Genomic DNA, 14,657 nt, shown 5'->3' with positions numbered 1-14,657 from the left:
CTGCGACCCAGTTGGGCTGGCTTGGGTTGGTGGGTGTTCAGGAGGAGTGCGGCATCTGGGGCCGGCTGGTGCGGTGGACCGCTGTTACTGCGGCGCCCTGGCCCATGCGGCCATGCGCCTGTTCCCGGTCCTTCGGGTGGCGGCGCTTGCCGTTGCCATCGGGCCACTGGTTCCCCGGTGTGCCGCCCAAGGCGACAGCCAAAGTTGCCGGTTCCGGCATGGGAGCCATGTCCATGGACTCCACCAGATGGTTGGCAACCTCAGGATCAATGTTTTCGGCTTCATGCTTGGCAGCCATGGTTCTTCCTTTCCACGCTGAAAATGAAGGGACTTCAATATTAGGGTGGTGCCTCGTTGCTTGTCTGCAGGAATTTCCCCGACAGCTACCAACGCACCTTCTTGACCGTTTTCGCTTGCTTGCCGCTCGCTGACGTTGGCTTGTGGCCCTTGCCCGTGCTTTGCCAGCCGCCAGGCGCGCCACCACCGGACTTGCTGGCGAGCATTGCACGCTGGGCTTCGGTCAGTTTGGAGCGGATGCCTCCGCTGGCAGGGGCATCCTTGGGGCTTTTGCTTGCGGGTGTGGCAGTCATATGCGGACTCCTTAAAAATGGTGAGTCCTGGAGAGGCGGGGGAACCATGGCGTCACGAGCGCACGATCCTTAACGGAAAATCACGTGCGGGAAGGCGTCGACAACGGGAACGGCATGGAGGCATGGCCTCTACAGGCGTGGATTCTTGGTCGGATGTAAACGGGCGAAAAGGCCGGTTTACTCAAAAATCAGTGTTCCCATGCGTCATACCCTAACTACCCTCTGCGGTGTTTGTGAACCCCTCGGCTAGCATTCCAGCATGACCGGGTCCTCCGCTATCGTCGAAAGGCTGCGTACGGCAGGCTGCGTTTTTGCCGAGGATGAGGCGCGGCTGCTGCTGGAAGCTGCCAACGGACGGGACCACCTTGAGCATCTGGTTGAACAGCGGGTCCAAGGATTCCCCTTGGAACACATCCTGGGCTGGGTGGACTTTTGCGGCAGCAGGATGATCATCCGGCCAGGTGTTTTCGTTCCGCGCCGGCGCACTGAATACCTTGTCCGGAAGGCGGCGCACCTCGTTGCCGCGCTGGGCAAGCCCGAGGCCGTCGTCGTGGACTTGTGCTGTGGTTCCGGCGCCATCGGCGCAGCCGTCAGCGACCTGGTGGGCGGCTGCGAGCTGTATGCGGCCGACATCGATCCGAACGCCGTGGCCTGCGCACGGCTTAACGTCCAGCCTCGGAGCGGGCACGTCTTTGAAGGCGACCTCTATGACGCCCTTCCGTCCCGTCTTCGGGGCCGCGTGGAAGTGCTGGTGGTGAACGCACCGTATGTTCCCACGGACATGATCGCGCTGATGCCACCGGAGGCTCGCCTGCATGAGTCAGCGGCAGCGCTCGACGGCGGCACTGACGGTTTGGAGGTCCAGCGGCGGGTCGCCGGGGAGGCGGCTGAGTGGTTGGCACCGGGTGGCGCGCTGGTTCTGGAAACGTCATCCAGGCAGGCCGCCGGGACAGCCCGCGTGATGGCCGCCGCAGGGCTCGCGGCTGAGGTCTTCGTCGAAGACGAGGACGGTGCCACGGTGGTGGTCGCCTCCATCCCCTGACCATGGGGCGACCCGTCAGTTTTTGGCGCACGAAACGGCCGTTTCGGTGGGCTAAGCCAAACAATTTGGTAACAACGTGCTCCGGAGGGCAAAAACGGGCCAACATCCGCGTCTTTACAGGGCAAAACCGGGCAATGAGATGCAACACAACTGGGCAATTTGCGTCCAGAAACGGCCCAAAAATCGGATCTCAACTCGGGTTTTGAGCACAAACCCCGTAAAATTGAACACCTGCCCAGAGCGGGGCAGCAGAAGTCGCAAGCAAATGACCTCCCTAGGAGAAGCCCAAATGCCCATAGACCCAAGCAACACCGTCTCTCCGGATGGCGCAAGGAACGCCGCCGGACCACAGGTAACGGCAGGCCATGCAACGGCCGCCACGCATGCAGTCAAGAGCCCCAAGAAGGGCAAACTCCGCCCCAGGCGCCGGTTGAAGGAATCCGACGTCAATGTGGTGGACCAGCCGATGCTGAAGAAAGCCCTCGGCGGCACGATCGTCGGCAACACCATGGAATGGTATGACGTGGGTGTCTTCGGCTACCTCATCACTACCATGGGACCTGTCTTCCTTCCGGAAGCTGACAAGTCCGTCCAAACCCTCTTCCTCCTGGGTACGTTTGCTGCCACCTTCATCGCACGCCCCCTCGGCGGCGTAGTGTTCGGTTGGCTCGGCGACAAGATGGGCCGCCAGAAGGTGCTCGCAGCGACACTGATGCTGATGGCGGCAAGTACTTTCGCCGTCGGGCTCTTGCCTGGCTACGCGCAGATCGGCATCTGGGCCGCCGCGCTCCTGGTCATCCTTAAGCTCGTCCAGGGCTTCTCCACCGGTGGAGAGTACGCCGGTGCCACTACTTTCGTCAGCGAGTACGCTCCGGACAAGCGCCGAGGCTACTTTGCCAGCTTCCTCGACATGGGCAGCTACATCGGATTCGCCCTCGGCGCCGCCCTGGTTTCGGTCCTGCAGCTCACGCTCGGACAGGCCGCCATGGAGGAATGGGGCTGGAGGATTCCGTTCCTCATCGCAGGTCCGCTGGGCCTGATCGCCGTGTACTTCCGCAGCAAGATCGAGGAGTCACCCCAGTTCCAGGCCACCCTGGACGCCCAGGAGGCCTTCGCCAAGGACGCCGCATCAAAGGATGCGGACGCTGCCAAGGGTCCGGTGGGCATCATCAAGGCCTACTGGCGCCAGATCGTGCTGGCCATGATCCTCGCCGCGGCCGCCAACACGGTCGGTTACGCCCTGACCTCCTACATGCCCACTTACCTGACCGACTCCAAGGGCTACGATCCCGTTCACGGCACCCTGTTGACGATCCCCGTCCTGGTGGTCATGGCGATCTGCATCCCGCTGACGGGCAAGCTGTCAGACCGCATCGGCCGCCGCCCCGTGCTGTGGATCGGCGCAGGCAGCACCATCCTGTTCGCGGTTCCCGCGTTCCTGTTGATCGGCCTTGGCGAGATCTGGTCCACGCTGGCCGGCCTGGCCCTGGTTGCCTTCCCGGTGACGTTCTACGTGGCCAACCTTGCTTCGGCACTGCCGGCACTGTTCCCCACCTCCAGCCGCTACGGCGGAATGGGCATTGCCTACAACTTCTCCGTGGCGATCTTCGGCGGCACCACCCCGTTCATCGTGCAGGGCCTGATCGAGGGAACCGGCAGCGACATGATGCCGGCGTACTACCTGATGGCAACGTCCATTGTTGGTGCAATCGCGATCTACTTCCTGCGTGAATCCGCCCAGCGTCCCCTGCCCGGCTCCATGCCCAGCGTGGACACCCAGGCTGAAGCACGGGAACTGGTAGCCACGCAGGACACCAATCCCCTGATCAACCTGGATGAGATGCCGTTTGATGGCCAGCCCGTGGACAACGTGGCATTCGGCAACGACAAGAAGGATCTGGCTTCCGTCTAGGAGCCATCTGACTGCAACTTCTGCGCAGCGTTCAACACCCGCGGCAGGCAGCCGCCCACTGCAGCCACCGATCCCAAGGCGCTCTCCTTGGATTGGTGGCTGCGGGCGTTAAATGGCAGACGTGTTTCAGCATGGACTCTCCCCCTGAGTCGATCAATTCGTTTTATGAAACAGCTGTATCGTAGCGCAGATATCCCGCATGACAAGCCGCTTCGCTTGACTTGACTTACCGCAGAAAACCCGCAACGCTCATTCACGGTTGTCCGGTTCGGGAAATTTCTTCCCGCATTGGATAACCAGACTCATCACATTCATATCCCATGGGATAAATATTGAAAGGGCACTCTCATGTCAACTGCTGTTGATGGCGGTAAGCGCATTTTTGGTCGTACTCCGGCCCAGGTGGCGAAAATTGGAGGCGTCACCTTGGCCTTCTTCGCGACCCTGTCCGTGGCTTTCCAGGCTGTTGCAACGCTGGGCATTTCTTCCGGCCTGGCAACAAATCTCTACTTTGCCTTGAACGCCCTGTCATGGGCCGCTGCAGCTGCAGCAATCGTGGCATCGTTCGGCATTGGCACGGCGCTGGCCGGACTGATCTTCGGGCTGGCCAAGAAGTGGGCCCTGAAGCAGTTCGTCGCCTGGTAAACCGCTGATAGACGCCTGACCCAGAGAGGGCCACTTTGAATTCACCCATCGCCGCCCATCGGCATGACCGTGCCTTCAGTGTGGTCCTCTCCGGGTGCCGGGCAACCTTCACCAATGACTTCCGGCGGAGGTCCCACCGCTTCCAGGACGTCGCGGGAAGCCTCGGCTTTCGTGTTGGCGCCGGGACAGCCAACGGCTTCCTGCTGGCCGGGCAGTTCCTGACGCTGCTGCTGATTGTCGCCGGACTGGCATGGACTCCCCCGGAAGCAGGCCTGGAACCACTGGGGATTCCTGTCACCACCCCGGAACTGGCGGGCGTCGCGGGAGTCCTGCTCGCGGTAGCACTGCTTCAAGCCCGGCGCCGTTACAGGCGGAGCCATCGCCACTGGAACACCGTGTCGCAGGCACTGGATACCGGCATGCGTGCAGGGGTGGTCCTGCTCGATGCGGGCCTCGCCCTGATGCTCATTGTCCAGAACCTGCGGTGGGCCGGGGCGGGCAACATCCTGGCGGCACTCAGCCTGCTGGCAGCCTTGGCACTGGTCCTTTCCGCCGCGAAGCCCTGGTTGATACGGCCCCTCGCGATCGCGGCGGTTTCCGCAGGAGCCGGGAGCCTCGTGGCTGTTGCGGCGCAGGCGCCATGGCTCGCCGCAACAGCCGGCATCCTGGGTGGCGGCATAGCACCCACGGTGCTGTCGCTTTCCCTGGGGCTCGCCGTCACGGTCTTCGCCACACCCCTGCTGTACAAAGCGTCAGCCCATGTCCGCGCCCTGCAATCGAGGGGCCTGCTGATTGACCTCAGCGTGAAATCCGGAAGCCTGTTTATTTTTGCCGGCGCAGCACTGCCTCTTGCCGGGTCAACGCCGTGGCCATGGACTGCTCCCTTTATTTCGCTCGCGGCATTCTTCCTGGGCCTCGTCCTTTTCCGTTCTTCATTTGCACGGATATCTTCTCCTGAAACAGCAGGATATTCGCTATTCCTTTATCGGCTGGCACCCCATCACATAAGACCACTTATTATCAGAAGCCTGCTGATCTATCTGCTGCTGGTATTACCGGCCAGTATGGCACTGGCGATAACCCTGGTCGTCAGCGGCTACGCCCTTCAGGCCCTATTGCTGGCCGCACTTGTTATCCTTGAAACGAGCATTGACGCCTTGGTTATCCAACGGCGTACGGCCATATTGCCGGCCTCCCATATTTCGCAGTTGGCGCAGAAATCCAAGGCAGGCCTGGGGGCCGCCGTGTGCGCGGGCGTGGCAGTGGTCTTCTCCGGGATCCTCGGCGCGGTCAATCCGCAGGCCACGGAAAACCCTTGGCTGGCCATGGCTTCCGGAGCATTGGTCCTGGTAGCCGGGTTGCTGACCGGCGTGGTCCTGGCCGACGCCACATCCTGGCTGCGTGAACTCTCGGCAACAGAAACGGAAGATGCATGAAGTCCCTTGCCCGCGTTGACCATGCCTTTGGCGCCCATGTGATTTTTGATGCCACCGCGATCGAACTCCCGGAAACGGGCGTTGTAGCCCTGCGGGGCCCCAACGGTTCCGGCAAAACGACCCTGCTCAAGTTGTTGGGCGGCATTCTCGCCACCTCCTGCCAGGACATCAAAGCCTGGCGCAAGGAGTACTCGGCGGTCTATCTGGACACGGACTTCCTGACGCTCGACTACCTCCGTGCCGGCGAAGTCCTGGAAATGGTCAGGCCGCTCACCGGAGACATTCCCCGGGACGGGCTCCTGACCGAACAACTGCTGGCTGCCAAGGTGAGCGACCTCTCCCTGGGCCAGCGGCAGCGGCTGGTCCTGAGGATAGCCCTGTCCCTCAGGAACGTGGACGTGCTGCTGCTGGACGAACCCCTGAACGGCTTGGACCGCGAGGCCTCCGCCACGGCACGGCAGGCGATCCGGGAGGCAGGCCGGAACCAGCTGGTCATCGTTGCCACCCACGAGGACGATCACTGGACCGACTACGACCTCAGTATCGGGCCCGGCCACGGAGTGGAGCTGGAAACCACAGGAGCACGCAAGTGACAGTCCTTCCCGACAGGAGCCGAGCCACCGGGTTCCGGGCTTTCACCACCGGAATCCGGAACAGGTTCCCCCACCTGGGCAAGGACCTTGCCAAAATCCTCGTGGCCGTCGCCTGCGGTGCAGGCTTTGCGTCACTGTTCACCTGGGACACCGGGACTGACGCGCCAGCCATCACGGCGCACGGCATTTTCCTGCATAACACCGCCCTTGCCGTGCTGGCACTCTTCCTGACGCACTACGGTGCCACGCTGATGATGGTCCTGAACGGATTCTGGCTGGGCATGGGGATGGTGGGCAGCATGGCAGCCGCCGGGGTGGAGAAGACCCTGGCGCTGACCGTCGTCCACGTGCCCTTGGAGGTCATTGCGTGGGCACTGACCATCCAAGGCGCCCGCGTCCTGTCGCCGGTTCTGCTGGGCGCGGCCCGTAAAGTCCACAGCTGGCGCGACGCCGGCGCCACGCTCCGCGGCGTCCTGGCCGCTCCGTTCATCTTCTACATCCTCGCGGCCCTTGCCGAGTGGGCCGAGCATGCTCTTCTGGAAAGGTAAGCAATGACCCCCGCGTATCCCGCAACCTCCAACCAGCCGGCGCCCGCGGCGGTGAAGAAGGTCAACCCGGCCTGGATCATAGCCCTCCTGCTGGCCTACACCGCAGCTGCCCAGGTGGCGGTGGGAACCGGCATCGACCGGCTGGTGGCCGAGAACGCCGAGTACAACCAGTTCTCCAGCCAGGAGGTGCTGGTCACCTTCCTCCGGGTCGGTGTCATTGTATGGAGCGCCCTGGCATCATTCCTCCAAGCGCTGGTCCTGCGGCTGATCTACAAAGGCATCGTCCGGGGGCAGGCTCCCACGCTGCGCAGCAGTTGGTTCTGGGTGCTTTTGGGGCAGATCCCCTTCATGCTGACAGTCCTCGGCCTGTTTCTTGCCGCGGACGCGTTTACTGCTCCGGACGCACTGGGCGTGCTGGGCCAGGCCTGGCTGAGGATCCTCTTCGGGGCTGTGGGTGCCGCGATCTACGTAGTTTTGGCCCGCAAAACCCTGGGGGCGCCTGTGGGCCGACTCGCCGTGCTGTTCGCGATCGTCACGATCGTCAACTCCGTGCTGCTGGTGGCCGGGGGGCCCGCCTAGGTCATTGACCTTAAGGCACGCGGCCCAACTGCGCGCGCACTGCCTCACCCACAATCCGAGCCCCTTCCGGAAAAGCTGCAGGGTTGGGGCCGGCATAGTTGAGGCGGATGCAAGGCCCTTCGGGTTCGGCCGGGAACCATTCCGTTCCCGCCGCGATCAGTACACCGGCGGCCTCGCAGTCCCTGGTGAGCTGTTCGGCGTCGAACCCGTCCGGCAGACGCAACCACAGGTTCAAGCCGCCCTTGGGCAGGTGGCTGAGATGCGCCTGAGGCACGTGGTCGCGGAGGCTGGTGGCCAGGAGGTCGCGCCGCGACTTCAGTTGGTGGCTCAGACCCCGCAGGTGGGCCTTCCACCCGGGCTGGGTGACGACGTCGAGGGCTGCCGCCTGCAGCAGTCCGCTGACGTACATCGACTCGGCCGCCTGCGCGCCCATGATCCTTTCCCGGGCGGGTCCGCGGGCGATCAGGGCCGCCACCCGGATGGCAGGCGAGACGCTCTTGGTCAGCGAACGGATGTAGACCACGTGGCCGGAGTCGTCCTTGGCAGCCACCGGCGCTGACGGTGCGGTGATGCCAAAGTCGTGTGCCCAGTCGTCCTCCACAAGGAAGGCGCCGTACCGCTGCACGATCTGCAGCACCTCCTCTGCCCGTTGGGCGGACCACTGCGCGCCAGTAGGGTTGGCAAAATTCGGTTGGGCGTAGAACACCCGGGCACCTGACTCCTCGAACGCCCGCGCGAGTTCGTCGGGGTCCGGTCCCTCGGGACCGCTGGCCACCGGAATCACCCGGACACCGGCTTGCCCCGCGGCCAGCAGCGCACCCCAGTAGGTGGGCGACTCCACCAGCAGGGGTTGCCCGTGACCCACCAGTCCGCGGAATATCGAGCTGAGTCCGCTCTGGCTTCCCGGAAGTACGACGACGTCGCCCGGCTGAGGCGGTGTTACTCCCGTTGGTGTTGAGGTACTGAGTTCCTGCGCGAACCACGATTGCAGTTCCGGGAGCCCCTGCGCCGGCGGACGCGACAGTGCAGCCTCGCTCCGGGCGACCCTGCCCAGCGCCGAACGGACCAGTCGCTCAGGGAGGAGCTCGCGGTCCGGGTAGCCGGAATGGAAGGCGATGACATCGTTGGATGCGCTGCGCATGGCGGCGGCGTTCAAGGGACGGGCGGCCTGGGCTGGCCGCAATGCCGCAGTCTGCCATCCGTAGTCGGCGGGGCGGGCCATCCGGTAGGCCCGGACGAAGGTCCCCACACCCGGCCGGCTCTCCACCAGGCCCTGTGCTGTCAAGGTTCGCAAGGCCTTCTGCACGGTGACCGGACTTGCCTGGTGTTCAGTCACCAACTGGCGGGTCGAAGGCAGTTTCGCACCCGGGGCGGCGGAAGCGATCCACGCCTTCAGTTCCGCAGCAATCCGTGAACTGCTATCGTTGTTCATGAGTCACAATAGTAGCGCTACTACCTTTTCGCGGCCACTGATACCGAGCCGGACATCCACCGGAATCCTGTGGGGCCTCCTGGGCGTCCTTGCCTTCTCCCTCACCGTTCCGCTGACCAGGGTGGCCGTGGAAGGGCTGGCCCCGCTCTTCATCGGCGCCGGCCGCGCAGTGGTGGCAGCATCCTTGGCCGCCGTTGCCTTGGCCGTGACGCGCCAACGCTTCCCCCGCGGGCTTCAGTGGTTCCGGCTTGCCGTGGTCGCCGCCGGCATTGTAGCCGGGTTCCCGCTGTTGACCACGTTCGCCCTCACCAGCACCTCCGCCAGCCATGGAGCCGTGGTGATCGCCCTGCTTCCGGCGGCCACGGCCACAGTAGCGGTCCTCCGCAGCCGGGAACGTCCCCGGGCCCTGTTCTGGGTCCTGACCGTTGTTGGTGTCCTGGCGGCCCTGGCTTTCGCGTTCATCCAGTCCGGCGGCCTTGGCTCACTTCACTGGGCGGACCTGCTGCTGCTGGGCGCCGTGGTGGCTGCTGCCGTCGGGTACGCGGAAGGCGGCCTCCTGGCACGGGAGCTGGGTGCCTGGCAGACCATCTCCTGGGCCCTGGTCGTAGCGTCACCCGTCATGATCGTGCTCACGCTGGTTTCGCTGGAATCCGGAATGCCCCAGGCCACCCCTGGACAATGGTGGTCCTTCGCCTACCTCGGCGCAGTGAGCATGTTCCTCGGCTTCTTCGCCTGGTACCACGGCCTGGCCATCGGACCCATGGCGCAGGTCAGCCAGATCCAGTTGGTTCAGCCCGTCATGACCATTGCCTGGGCATGGTTGCTCCTGGGAGAGCCACTGACCTGGGCGACCGTGTTTGGCGGGCTCCTCGTCATTTTCTGCGCAGGTGCCGCCGTCCGCGTGAGGCTCGCGCCGCCGTCGGGCTCTTAGCTGCGCACCCAACTGAAAGGAAGAACCCATGTACACACCAGCCCACTTCGCTGCGTCGCCTGAAGCAGTCGATGCCTTGCTGCGCCAAACCGGCGCTGCCCACCTGGTGACTTCGTCATCCGACGGGCCGCTGGCCACACTCCTGCCCTTTGTCTACAACCCGGGCGTCGGGGAGCACGGAGCATTGCAGTCCCACATGGCCCGGAACAACAACCAGTGGTCGTCTCCTGCGATCGGGGAGGCCCTGATGATCGTCCAAGGCGCGGACGCCTACATTTCCCCGTCCTGGTACGCCTCCAAGGCCGAACACGGCAGGGTGGTTCCCACCTGGAACTACTCCACGGCCCACGTCTACGGGGAACTTGTTGTCCATGACGACGTCGAATGGCTGGCCCGGCACGTCCGCCAATTGTCCGATCAGCACGAGGCCGCGATGCCGTGCCCGTGGTCGGTGGATGAAGCACCCGAGCGCTTCATCGCCGGACAGCTGAGGGCGATCGTCGGCGTCGAACTGGTCATCCGGCGGGTGGAGGCGAAGACGAAACTAAGCCAGAACCGCACATCAGCTGACGTAGACGGAGTGATCGCCGGGCTCCGGTCGGCGGGGGACTCTGCAAGTGCCGCAGATGTGGAACGGGCGCGGACCTCGTAGACTCCCCCCATGGGCGAGGTTCAGGTGGGGTCCATCCACCACATCGAGATCTGGGTACCGCATCTTGAGCGTGCCAGGGAGGAATGGGGCTGGCTCCTGGCGGAACTCGGATACGAGCCGTTCCAGGAGTGGCCCACAGGCTGCAGTTGGCGGCTCGGCGGGATGTACGTGGTCGTGGAATCTTCCGACGCCATCACGGCAACGGCCCACAGGAGGACGGATCCGGGGCTCAACCATCTCGCGTTCCACGCCGGAACACCGGCCAACGTGGACCGGATCCGCGAACTTGGTGCAGACGCCGGATGGTATGAGATGTTCGAATCGAAGTACCCACACGCAGGTGGGCCCAGTCATTACGCGGCGTACTTGGTGAACACCGACAGTTACGAAGTGGAGCTTGTTGCAGACTAGTGGCCAGGGGGCGCGGTAGGCCGCCACATGGCCACGCGGGGCCAGCGGGTCAGGCCTAGCTCCGCCTCGTGTTCCATGAGGCGGGTTAGCTGCGGACCCCAGGTTCCGGCGTCGAGCTCCTCAAAACCCAGGCGGCGGTAATAGGGCGCGTTCCACGGAACGTCGCGAAAGGTGCTGAGGGTCTGGCGCTGCATGCCATGGCCCCGGCCCCAGATGCGGGCTGCATGCAGCAGCTCGCGGCCCAGTCCCTGGTGGGCCGAGTCAGGGTGGACGGTGACCTGCTCCACGTGGGCGTTGCCATCCACCACGTCCACCAGCACGTAAGCAACCGGGAAATCCAGGCCGTCGGCGTAGACCCAGGCGCGTGACGCTGCTGCATACACCTGCAGTTCGTCCAGGGAAGCGGGGTCGTCATCCGCGACCGAATCCATGCCCAGCCCGCGGAATGCTTCACCGGCCGCCCGCTCGATATCCTGCAACAGCGGAAGGTCTTCCACCCGCGCGAGCCGGATCATGGTTCGCCCTCCACGGCGGCTGGCTGGCCCACCAGGAACCGGTTGCGTTCCCTGATCAGGTTCTCCATGTACCTTGCCAGCACCAGCTTCTCCACCAGCCGTCCCAGGATGCCGAAGGGCGCCGCGAATTCCACGGTGTCCACCATGAGGGTTCCGCTCCGTTCCGGCCTGAACTCATGCGTATGCCTGAGGTACTTGAACGGTCCGCGCACCTGTTCGTCGGAGAACGACGCCGGCGCCTCCATCCGTACGATCCTGCTGGTCATGCGGAACCTGGCTCCGAGATGCCACGCCTGCCAGGTGACTTCCTCCCCCTCGGAGATGAGCCCGGAAGTGACGCCGGCGATGGCGCGTTCCCGGCTCCTTTTCATGGAGCCGACGTGGAAATCGATGTCGCGGGACAGGTCGAAGAGCTGTTCCGGGGCAAGGGCAGAACGGGTGCGGCAGACGAAAACTACGGGCATACCTCGATTTTTCCAGACCTTTCGTGACTGGGGGGCTCTTAATAGTGGTCGGTCAGGGAACGCCCTTACGCAGCGGTCATTTCCAGCCCTCGGGATCGGGAACGCAGCGGCTTTGACCGGCGACCATGGTCCGGGTATCGGCTGTGTAGAGACCGATAGTCAGGCCGTCAGGACCGAACCCCGTAGTGATAAACAGACTGTTTGTGGTGGTTGATTGATCGAGGTTTTGCACGACGTACCCGCGCGACTTGTAAAGTTCCGTTACTTTTCGTCGCAGCTCCTCCCGTTCGGCGAGGCTAAGTGGGTCCATAGTCCGGGTACCGGCAAATCCTTTACCGTTCCCGGTTCCCTGGAAATTGCAGATCCCTCCGGCCGGGACATCCTCGTTGACCCATTCACCGGGTGCCATGGCTTGGATCTCATCCAGTAGACCGAAAAACTCTTCACGGGCCTCATTCGGGGTCATGGTCGCTCCTTTTCCGTCGCTGGGCAGCCGCCCGGGTTGGGTGGCATGCAGGGTTGAAGCGCCCGACAACCCCTCCCGGGGAGGAGGAGTCGATGCACAGCCAGCTAGCAGCAGACAGGCGGCCAAAAGAGCCACCGCCGGAAACATCAGTTTCAACAAGGGGTTTTTCGTCATTCGTGATGCACCACGGGCTTTCCGGAATTCGTCAGCTTGGCTGTGAGCCCAAGGGAAGCATAGGCCTGATTCACACTGGATTCGGTATTAAGCGAGGCGTAACCACGCTTCCCATCCGACTCAAGCCAACCGTGGTTCTCGGTCGGTAATCTTGCCATCTCGGTTTCCGTTGCTGCGGTCCCATCGGCGCCGAGCTGTGTCGCTCCAAAGCCTGGGACGGGGACCGTAAACGACGGACCTCCCAACGGGCTCTGGTTCGTCTGGACATGGGCAACCTGGATGTGGTGCCTGCCTAAGTTACCAAGCTCGGAAACCTGGTCCACTGTGAACTTGGTCTGATACACCTCGGCACCCGGGTTCAGGTGAAAGTCCTGCACGCCGCTGATGCCGGGAAGAACGCCGACATCGGCGTTTAGGTTGATACTGTCCACCGCCAAACCTTCCACGGCCGCTGCCTGGGCCGTCAAAGTACCGTAGGAAAGGGCTGAAACGTTGTTGCTTGCGAGGTTCCCGAGGCTGTCCTGCACCGCGGCGAGTGCCGTGATGTCCTTGCTCAGGACGTCCCCGCCTGTCCGGGCGTTGCCGTCGTCGTAGACTCCGGCGGCCGGAGGTGGCTCGAAAGCCACCCACGTCACCACAGCCAGCCGCGGTGGCGTGCCAGCTCTGGTTAAGTTCAGTAGCGCACCACCATTTTGCTCTCGATATTGGACATCAGCGGCGATCGTAAGATCGAACATGCTTTTCGACACCGTCGTATCGACCCCGGGGACCTGGTAGGTGGTGACCTTGGCGGCGTCTAGGTCACCCACGCTGATCGCGGCCCCTGGCTGGTCGAGGTTCAGGCTGATCAGCTGTTTCACGGCCCCGCTTGGGCCCGAAGTTAGTGCATTCCGGATGCTCTTGAGCCGCTCAAGGTGCCCCGGGCTCTTCAACCATGCCGGTGGAGCAGGCTGAGCTCCCATGGCTGACTGACGTACAAAAACATCAAACTCCTCCAGTTGCCGCGTCAACACCAGGCGGTTGGCCAAATCACGTGCTGTGTAAGCAACACCCTGCAAATTCCCGATGATCCCCGGGAAGGCTTCGATAAGGAGCCGCTGGGTCTCGCCCACGGTGACTTTCCCGGTGCCGGGATCTGCCGTTTGCCCCGGTCCCGACCACCACGCAGCAGTCAACGCAGGATCGTATCCTTGCGCACGGAGGAGTCCGCCCAGTCTGTCTCTTTTGGCAGGAACTGCGAGCCAGGCTCTCAACTCTGCCGAGCTCAGGGTGGCGATATCACTCAAACGGATCTGGCCAGGCTCCGCGTAGTGCAGAAACAACCCGTTAAGCGCTGCGTCGGCCAAGTAACCGCTCCCGGCTGCTTCGAAAGCGGCGGCTATCTTCTCCACCCAATCCGCATCACCGGCGTTTTCTGCTATCAGCCTCTCGAAACCGGACACCACTGTGGCCTGGTCTATCGACACCCAGGAACACGAATCGATGAAGGCATTCCACGCAGCACGTACCTTGCCAAACTCTGCGTTAAGGATGTTGTTGGCGGCACGGGACTGGCCCGCAAAAGCACGCAGCCTTCCGGGCTCAGCAGAGGTAGTCCCTCCTCCTGAGCCTCCGGCAAACCGAGGCCGATCCCGAACAGAAAACGTGGCTGAAATCGTCGGCGCCGCGATGGCTATGTCCGAAGGTTTCACGTCAAACAGCAAGCCGTCGAACTCCAACAGGACACCGAAAGGGTCAGCGCGTCGCTGCTGTTCCCTGGCCTCCTCACGACGCTGCCACGCCGCGAGTTCTTCCTGCCGGTCCATCTCTTCCCGGGCCTTCAGCTTGGCACTCCGGGCATCATCGGCGAGGGCCGCGAAGACGCCACCCAACCGGCCGCGGTCGTCCGACCTTGCTACGCACGCCGCAGCGAACAAGCGCGCGTAGCCGCCCGAGAAGTGTTCCATCGCCTGATCCAGGGCGCTGTCCAAAAACCCACCCTCTGAACGCAGAGAACGGTCCGCCGATTCGGCAGCACCGATCAAAGCGTCAGCAACGCCATCATCAAAAGCAATCCCCACGCCGTCCACTTCCGCCCAAATCCTGACGCTTGGGAGTGGTCCCGGACTTGGATTCATGACGGAGCTTCAGCAGGCAGGCGGCAGCATCGCCGCTCAGGGCCGGCCGTTACTACGGGGTGTGACCGGGCTTATGGCGGGGTCGCCAACGGCCCTGATAATTTCGACAGCAAACCCTTAGCGATTGGTGGTGTTCCCGTGCCCGCTTTC

At 63.4% G+C, this 14,657-nt stretch carries 17 protein-coding genes; 10 read left to right on the top strand and 7 right to left on the bottom strand.

Annotation, left to right across the window (positions count from 1 at the left end; translation table 11 throughout):
- Positions 1-37 precede the first annotated feature (37 nt).
- Both ACUYMZ_RS02700 and ACUYMZ_RS02695 read right to left on the bottom strand, forming a co-directional pair.
- Positions 38-298, bottom strand: coding sequence for a hypothetical protein (locus ACUYMZ_RS02700; RefSeq protein WP_426005458.1), 261 nt, complete (start codon positions 296-298; stop codon positions 38-40).
- Positions 299-383: 85 nt separating this feature from the next.
- Positions 384-590, bottom strand: a complete 207-nt coding sequence (locus ACUYMZ_RS02695; protein WP_426005457.1) for a hypothetical protein — start codon at positions 588-590, stop codon at positions 384-386.
- Between the two features lie 259 nt (positions 591-849).
- Between ACUYMZ_RS02695 and ACUYMZ_RS02690 the strand changes: the two genes are divergently transcribed.
- The 7 genes from ACUYMZ_RS02690 (at position 850) to ACUYMZ_RS02660 (ending at position 7,345) form a co-directional block, all read left to right on the top strand.
- Complete coding sequence (locus tag ACUYMZ_RS02690; protein WP_481602014.1) at positions 850-1,632, top strand: putative protein N(5)-glutamine methyltransferase; 783 nt, start codon at positions 850-852, stop codon at positions 1,630-1,632.
- Positions 1,633-1,921: 289 nt separating this feature from the next.
- Positions 1,922-3,544 (top strand): MFS transporter, encoded by a 1,623-nt coding sequence (locus ACUYMZ_RS02685; protein WP_442424540.1) that lies wholly within the window; start codon positions 1,922-1,924, stop codon positions 3,542-3,544.
- Between the two features lie 348 nt (positions 3,545-3,892).
- A complete protein-coding gene (locus ACUYMZ_RS02680) occupies positions 3,893-4,189 on the top strand; it encodes a hypothetical protein (protein ID WP_426005452.1) in 297 nt (98 codons plus the stop codon).
- A gap of 35 nt (positions 4,190-4,224) precedes the next feature.
- A complete protein-coding gene (locus tag ACUYMZ_RS02675) occupies positions 4,225-5,625 on the top strand; it encodes a hypothetical protein (protein WP_481602013.1) in 1,401 nt (466 codons plus the stop codon).
- Positions 5,622-6,218: an ABC transporter ATP-binding protein gene (locus tag ACUYMZ_RS02670; protein WP_426005449.1), complete on the top strand. Its 597-nt coding sequence runs from the start codon at positions 5,622-5,624 to the stop codon at positions 6,216-6,218. Before ACUYMZ_RS02675 ends, ACUYMZ_RS02670 begins: the two co-directional genes overlap by 4 nt.
- On the top strand, positions 6,215-6,766 hold the full coding sequence (locus tag ACUYMZ_RS02665) for a hypothetical protein (RefSeq protein WP_481602012.1): 552 nt from the start codon (positions 6,215-6,217) through the stop codon (positions 6,764-6,766). The genes ACUYMZ_RS02670 and ACUYMZ_RS02665 overlap by 4 nt, the downstream gene beginning before the upstream one ends.
- A gap of 3 nt (positions 6,767-6,769) precedes the next feature.
- Positions 6,770-7,345 (top strand): hypothetical protein, encoded by a 576-nt coding sequence (locus tag ACUYMZ_RS02660; RefSeq protein ID WP_442424536.1) that lies wholly within the window; start codon positions 6,770-6,772, stop codon positions 7,343-7,345.
- A 10-nt stretch (positions 7,346-7,355) separates the two neighbouring features.
- On the opposite strand, the gene ACUYMZ_RS02655 is transcribed toward ACUYMZ_RS02660, so the two are convergent.
- Complete coding sequence (locus tag ACUYMZ_RS02655; RefSeq protein ID WP_481602011.1) at positions 7,356-8,777, bottom strand: aminotransferase-like domain-containing protein; 1,422 nt, start codon at positions 8,775-8,777, stop codon at positions 7,356-7,358.
- Here ACUYMZ_RS02655 and ACUYMZ_RS02650 point away from each other — a divergent pair.
- The 3 genes from ACUYMZ_RS02650 to ACUYMZ_RS02640 are packed head-to-tail and all read left to right on the top strand — an operon-like array spanning position 8,776 to position 10,771.
- Positions 8,776-9,708: a DMT family transporter gene (locus ACUYMZ_RS02650; protein WP_481602010.1), complete on the top strand. Its 933-nt coding sequence runs from the start codon at positions 8,776-8,778 to the stop codon at positions 9,706-9,708. The genes ACUYMZ_RS02655 and ACUYMZ_RS02650 overlap by 2 nt on opposite strands.
- A 28-nt stretch (positions 9,709-9,736) precedes the next feature.
- On the top strand, positions 9,737-10,360 hold the full coding sequence (locus tag ACUYMZ_RS02645; protein ID WP_481602009.1) for an FMN-binding negative transcriptional regulator: 624 nt from the start codon (positions 9,737-9,739) through the stop codon (positions 10,358-10,360).
- A gap of 9 nt (positions 10,361-10,369) precedes the next feature.
- Positions 10,370-10,771, top strand: a complete 402-nt coding sequence (locus ACUYMZ_RS02640; RefSeq protein WP_426005440.1) for a VOC family protein — start codon at positions 10,370-10,372, stop codon at positions 10,769-10,771.
- Here the strand turns inward: ACUYMZ_RS02640 and ACUYMZ_RS02635 are convergent.
- The 4 genes from ACUYMZ_RS02635 to ACUYMZ_RS02620 all read right to left on the bottom strand — a co-directional run bounded on the left by ACUYMZ_RS02635 (position 10,768) and on the right by ACUYMZ_RS02620 (position 14,108).
- Positions 10,768-11,286, bottom strand: coding sequence for a GNAT family N-acetyltransferase (locus tag ACUYMZ_RS02635; protein WP_481602008.1), 519 nt, complete (start codon positions 11,284-11,286; stop codon positions 10,768-10,770). The genes ACUYMZ_RS02640 and ACUYMZ_RS02635 overlap by 4 nt on opposite strands.
- On the bottom strand, positions 11,283-11,750 hold the full coding sequence (locus tag ACUYMZ_RS02630) for an SRPBCC family protein (protein ID WP_481602007.1): 468 nt from the start codon (positions 11,748-11,750) through the stop codon (positions 11,283-11,285). Before ACUYMZ_RS02630 ends, ACUYMZ_RS02635 begins: the two co-directional genes overlap by 4 nt.
- Before the next feature lie 76 nt (positions 11,751-11,826).
- Complete coding sequence (locus ACUYMZ_RS02625; protein WP_481602006.1) at positions 11,827-12,216, bottom strand: hypothetical protein; 390 nt, start codon at positions 12,214-12,216, stop codon at positions 11,827-11,829.
- 170 nt (positions 12,217-12,386) lie between these two features.
- Positions 12,387-14,108 carry an alpha/beta hydrolase gene (locus ACUYMZ_RS02620; RefSeq protein ID WP_481602005.1) on the bottom strand — a complete coding sequence of 574 codons (1,722 nt, stop codon included), beginning with the start codon at positions 14,106-14,108 and terminating at the stop codon, positions 12,387-12,389.
- Positions 14,109-14,657 lie beyond the last annotated feature (549 nt).

It is taken from the genome of Arthrobacter sp. T572 (assembly GCF_056780115.1).
Note: the sequence above shows the minus strand (reverse complement) of the source record. Positions and strands in the feature narration are given on the sequence as shown.

What these genes read in the sequence shown, in the direction of transcription:
- ACUYMZ_RS02690 (WP_481602014.1), top strand. Translation starts at nt 850, where the DNA reads ATGACCGGGTCCTCCGCTATCGTCGAAAGGCTGCGTACGGCAGGCTGC.
- ACUYMZ_RS02660 (WP_442424536.1), top strand. Translation starts at nt 6,770, where the DNA reads ATGACCCCCGCGTATCCCGCAACCTCCAACCAGCCGGCGCCCGCGGCG.
- ACUYMZ_RS02655 (WP_481602011.1), bottom strand. Translation starts at nt 8,777, where the DNA reads ATGAACAACGATAGCAGTTCACGGATTGCTGCGGAACTGAAGGCGTGG.
- ACUYMZ_RS02640 (WP_426005440.1), top strand. Translation starts at nt 10,370, where the DNA reads ATGGGCGAGGTTCAGGTGGGGTCCATCCACCACATCGAGATCTGGGTA.
- ACUYMZ_RS02695 (WP_426005457.1), bottom strand. Translation starts at nt 590, where the DNA reads ATGACTGCCACACCCGCAAGCAAAAGCCCCAAGGATGCCCCTGCCAGC.
- ACUYMZ_RS02630 (WP_481602007.1), bottom strand. Translation starts at nt 11,750, where the DNA reads ATGCCCGTAGTTTTCGTCTGCCGCACCCGTTCTGCCCTTGCCCCGGAA.
- ACUYMZ_RS02635 (WP_481602008.1), bottom strand. Translation starts at nt 11,286, where the DNA reads ATGATCCGGCTCGCGCGGGTGGAAGACCTTCCGCTGTTGCAGGATATC.
- ACUYMZ_RS02645 (WP_481602009.1), top strand. Translation starts at nt 9,737, where the DNA reads ATGTACACACCAGCCCACTTCGCTGCGTCGCCTGAAGCAGTCGATGCC.
- ACUYMZ_RS02700 (WP_426005458.1), bottom strand. Translation starts at nt 298, where the DNA reads ATGGCTGCCAAGCATGAAGCCGAAAACATTGATCCTGAGGTTGCCAAC.
- ACUYMZ_RS02625 (WP_481602006.1), bottom strand. Translation starts at nt 12,216, where the DNA reads ATGACCCCGAATGAGGCCCGTGAAGAGTTTTTCGGTCTACTGGATGAG.
- ACUYMZ_RS02680 (WP_426005452.1), top strand. Translation starts at nt 3,893, where the DNA reads ATGTCAACTGCTGTTGATGGCGGTAAGCGCATTTTTGGTCGTACTCCG.
- ACUYMZ_RS02685 (WP_442424540.1), top strand. Translation starts at nt 1,922, where the DNA reads ATGCCCATAGACCCAAGCAACACCGTCTCTCCGGATGGCGCAAGGAAC.
- ACUYMZ_RS02670 (WP_426005449.1), top strand. Translation starts at nt 5,622, where the DNA reads ATGAAGTCCCTTGCCCGCGTTGACCATGCCTTTGGCGCCCATGTGATT.
- ACUYMZ_RS02650 (WP_481602010.1), top strand. Translation starts at nt 8,776, where the DNA reads ATGAGTCACAATAGTAGCGCTACTACCTTTTCGCGGCCACTGATACCG.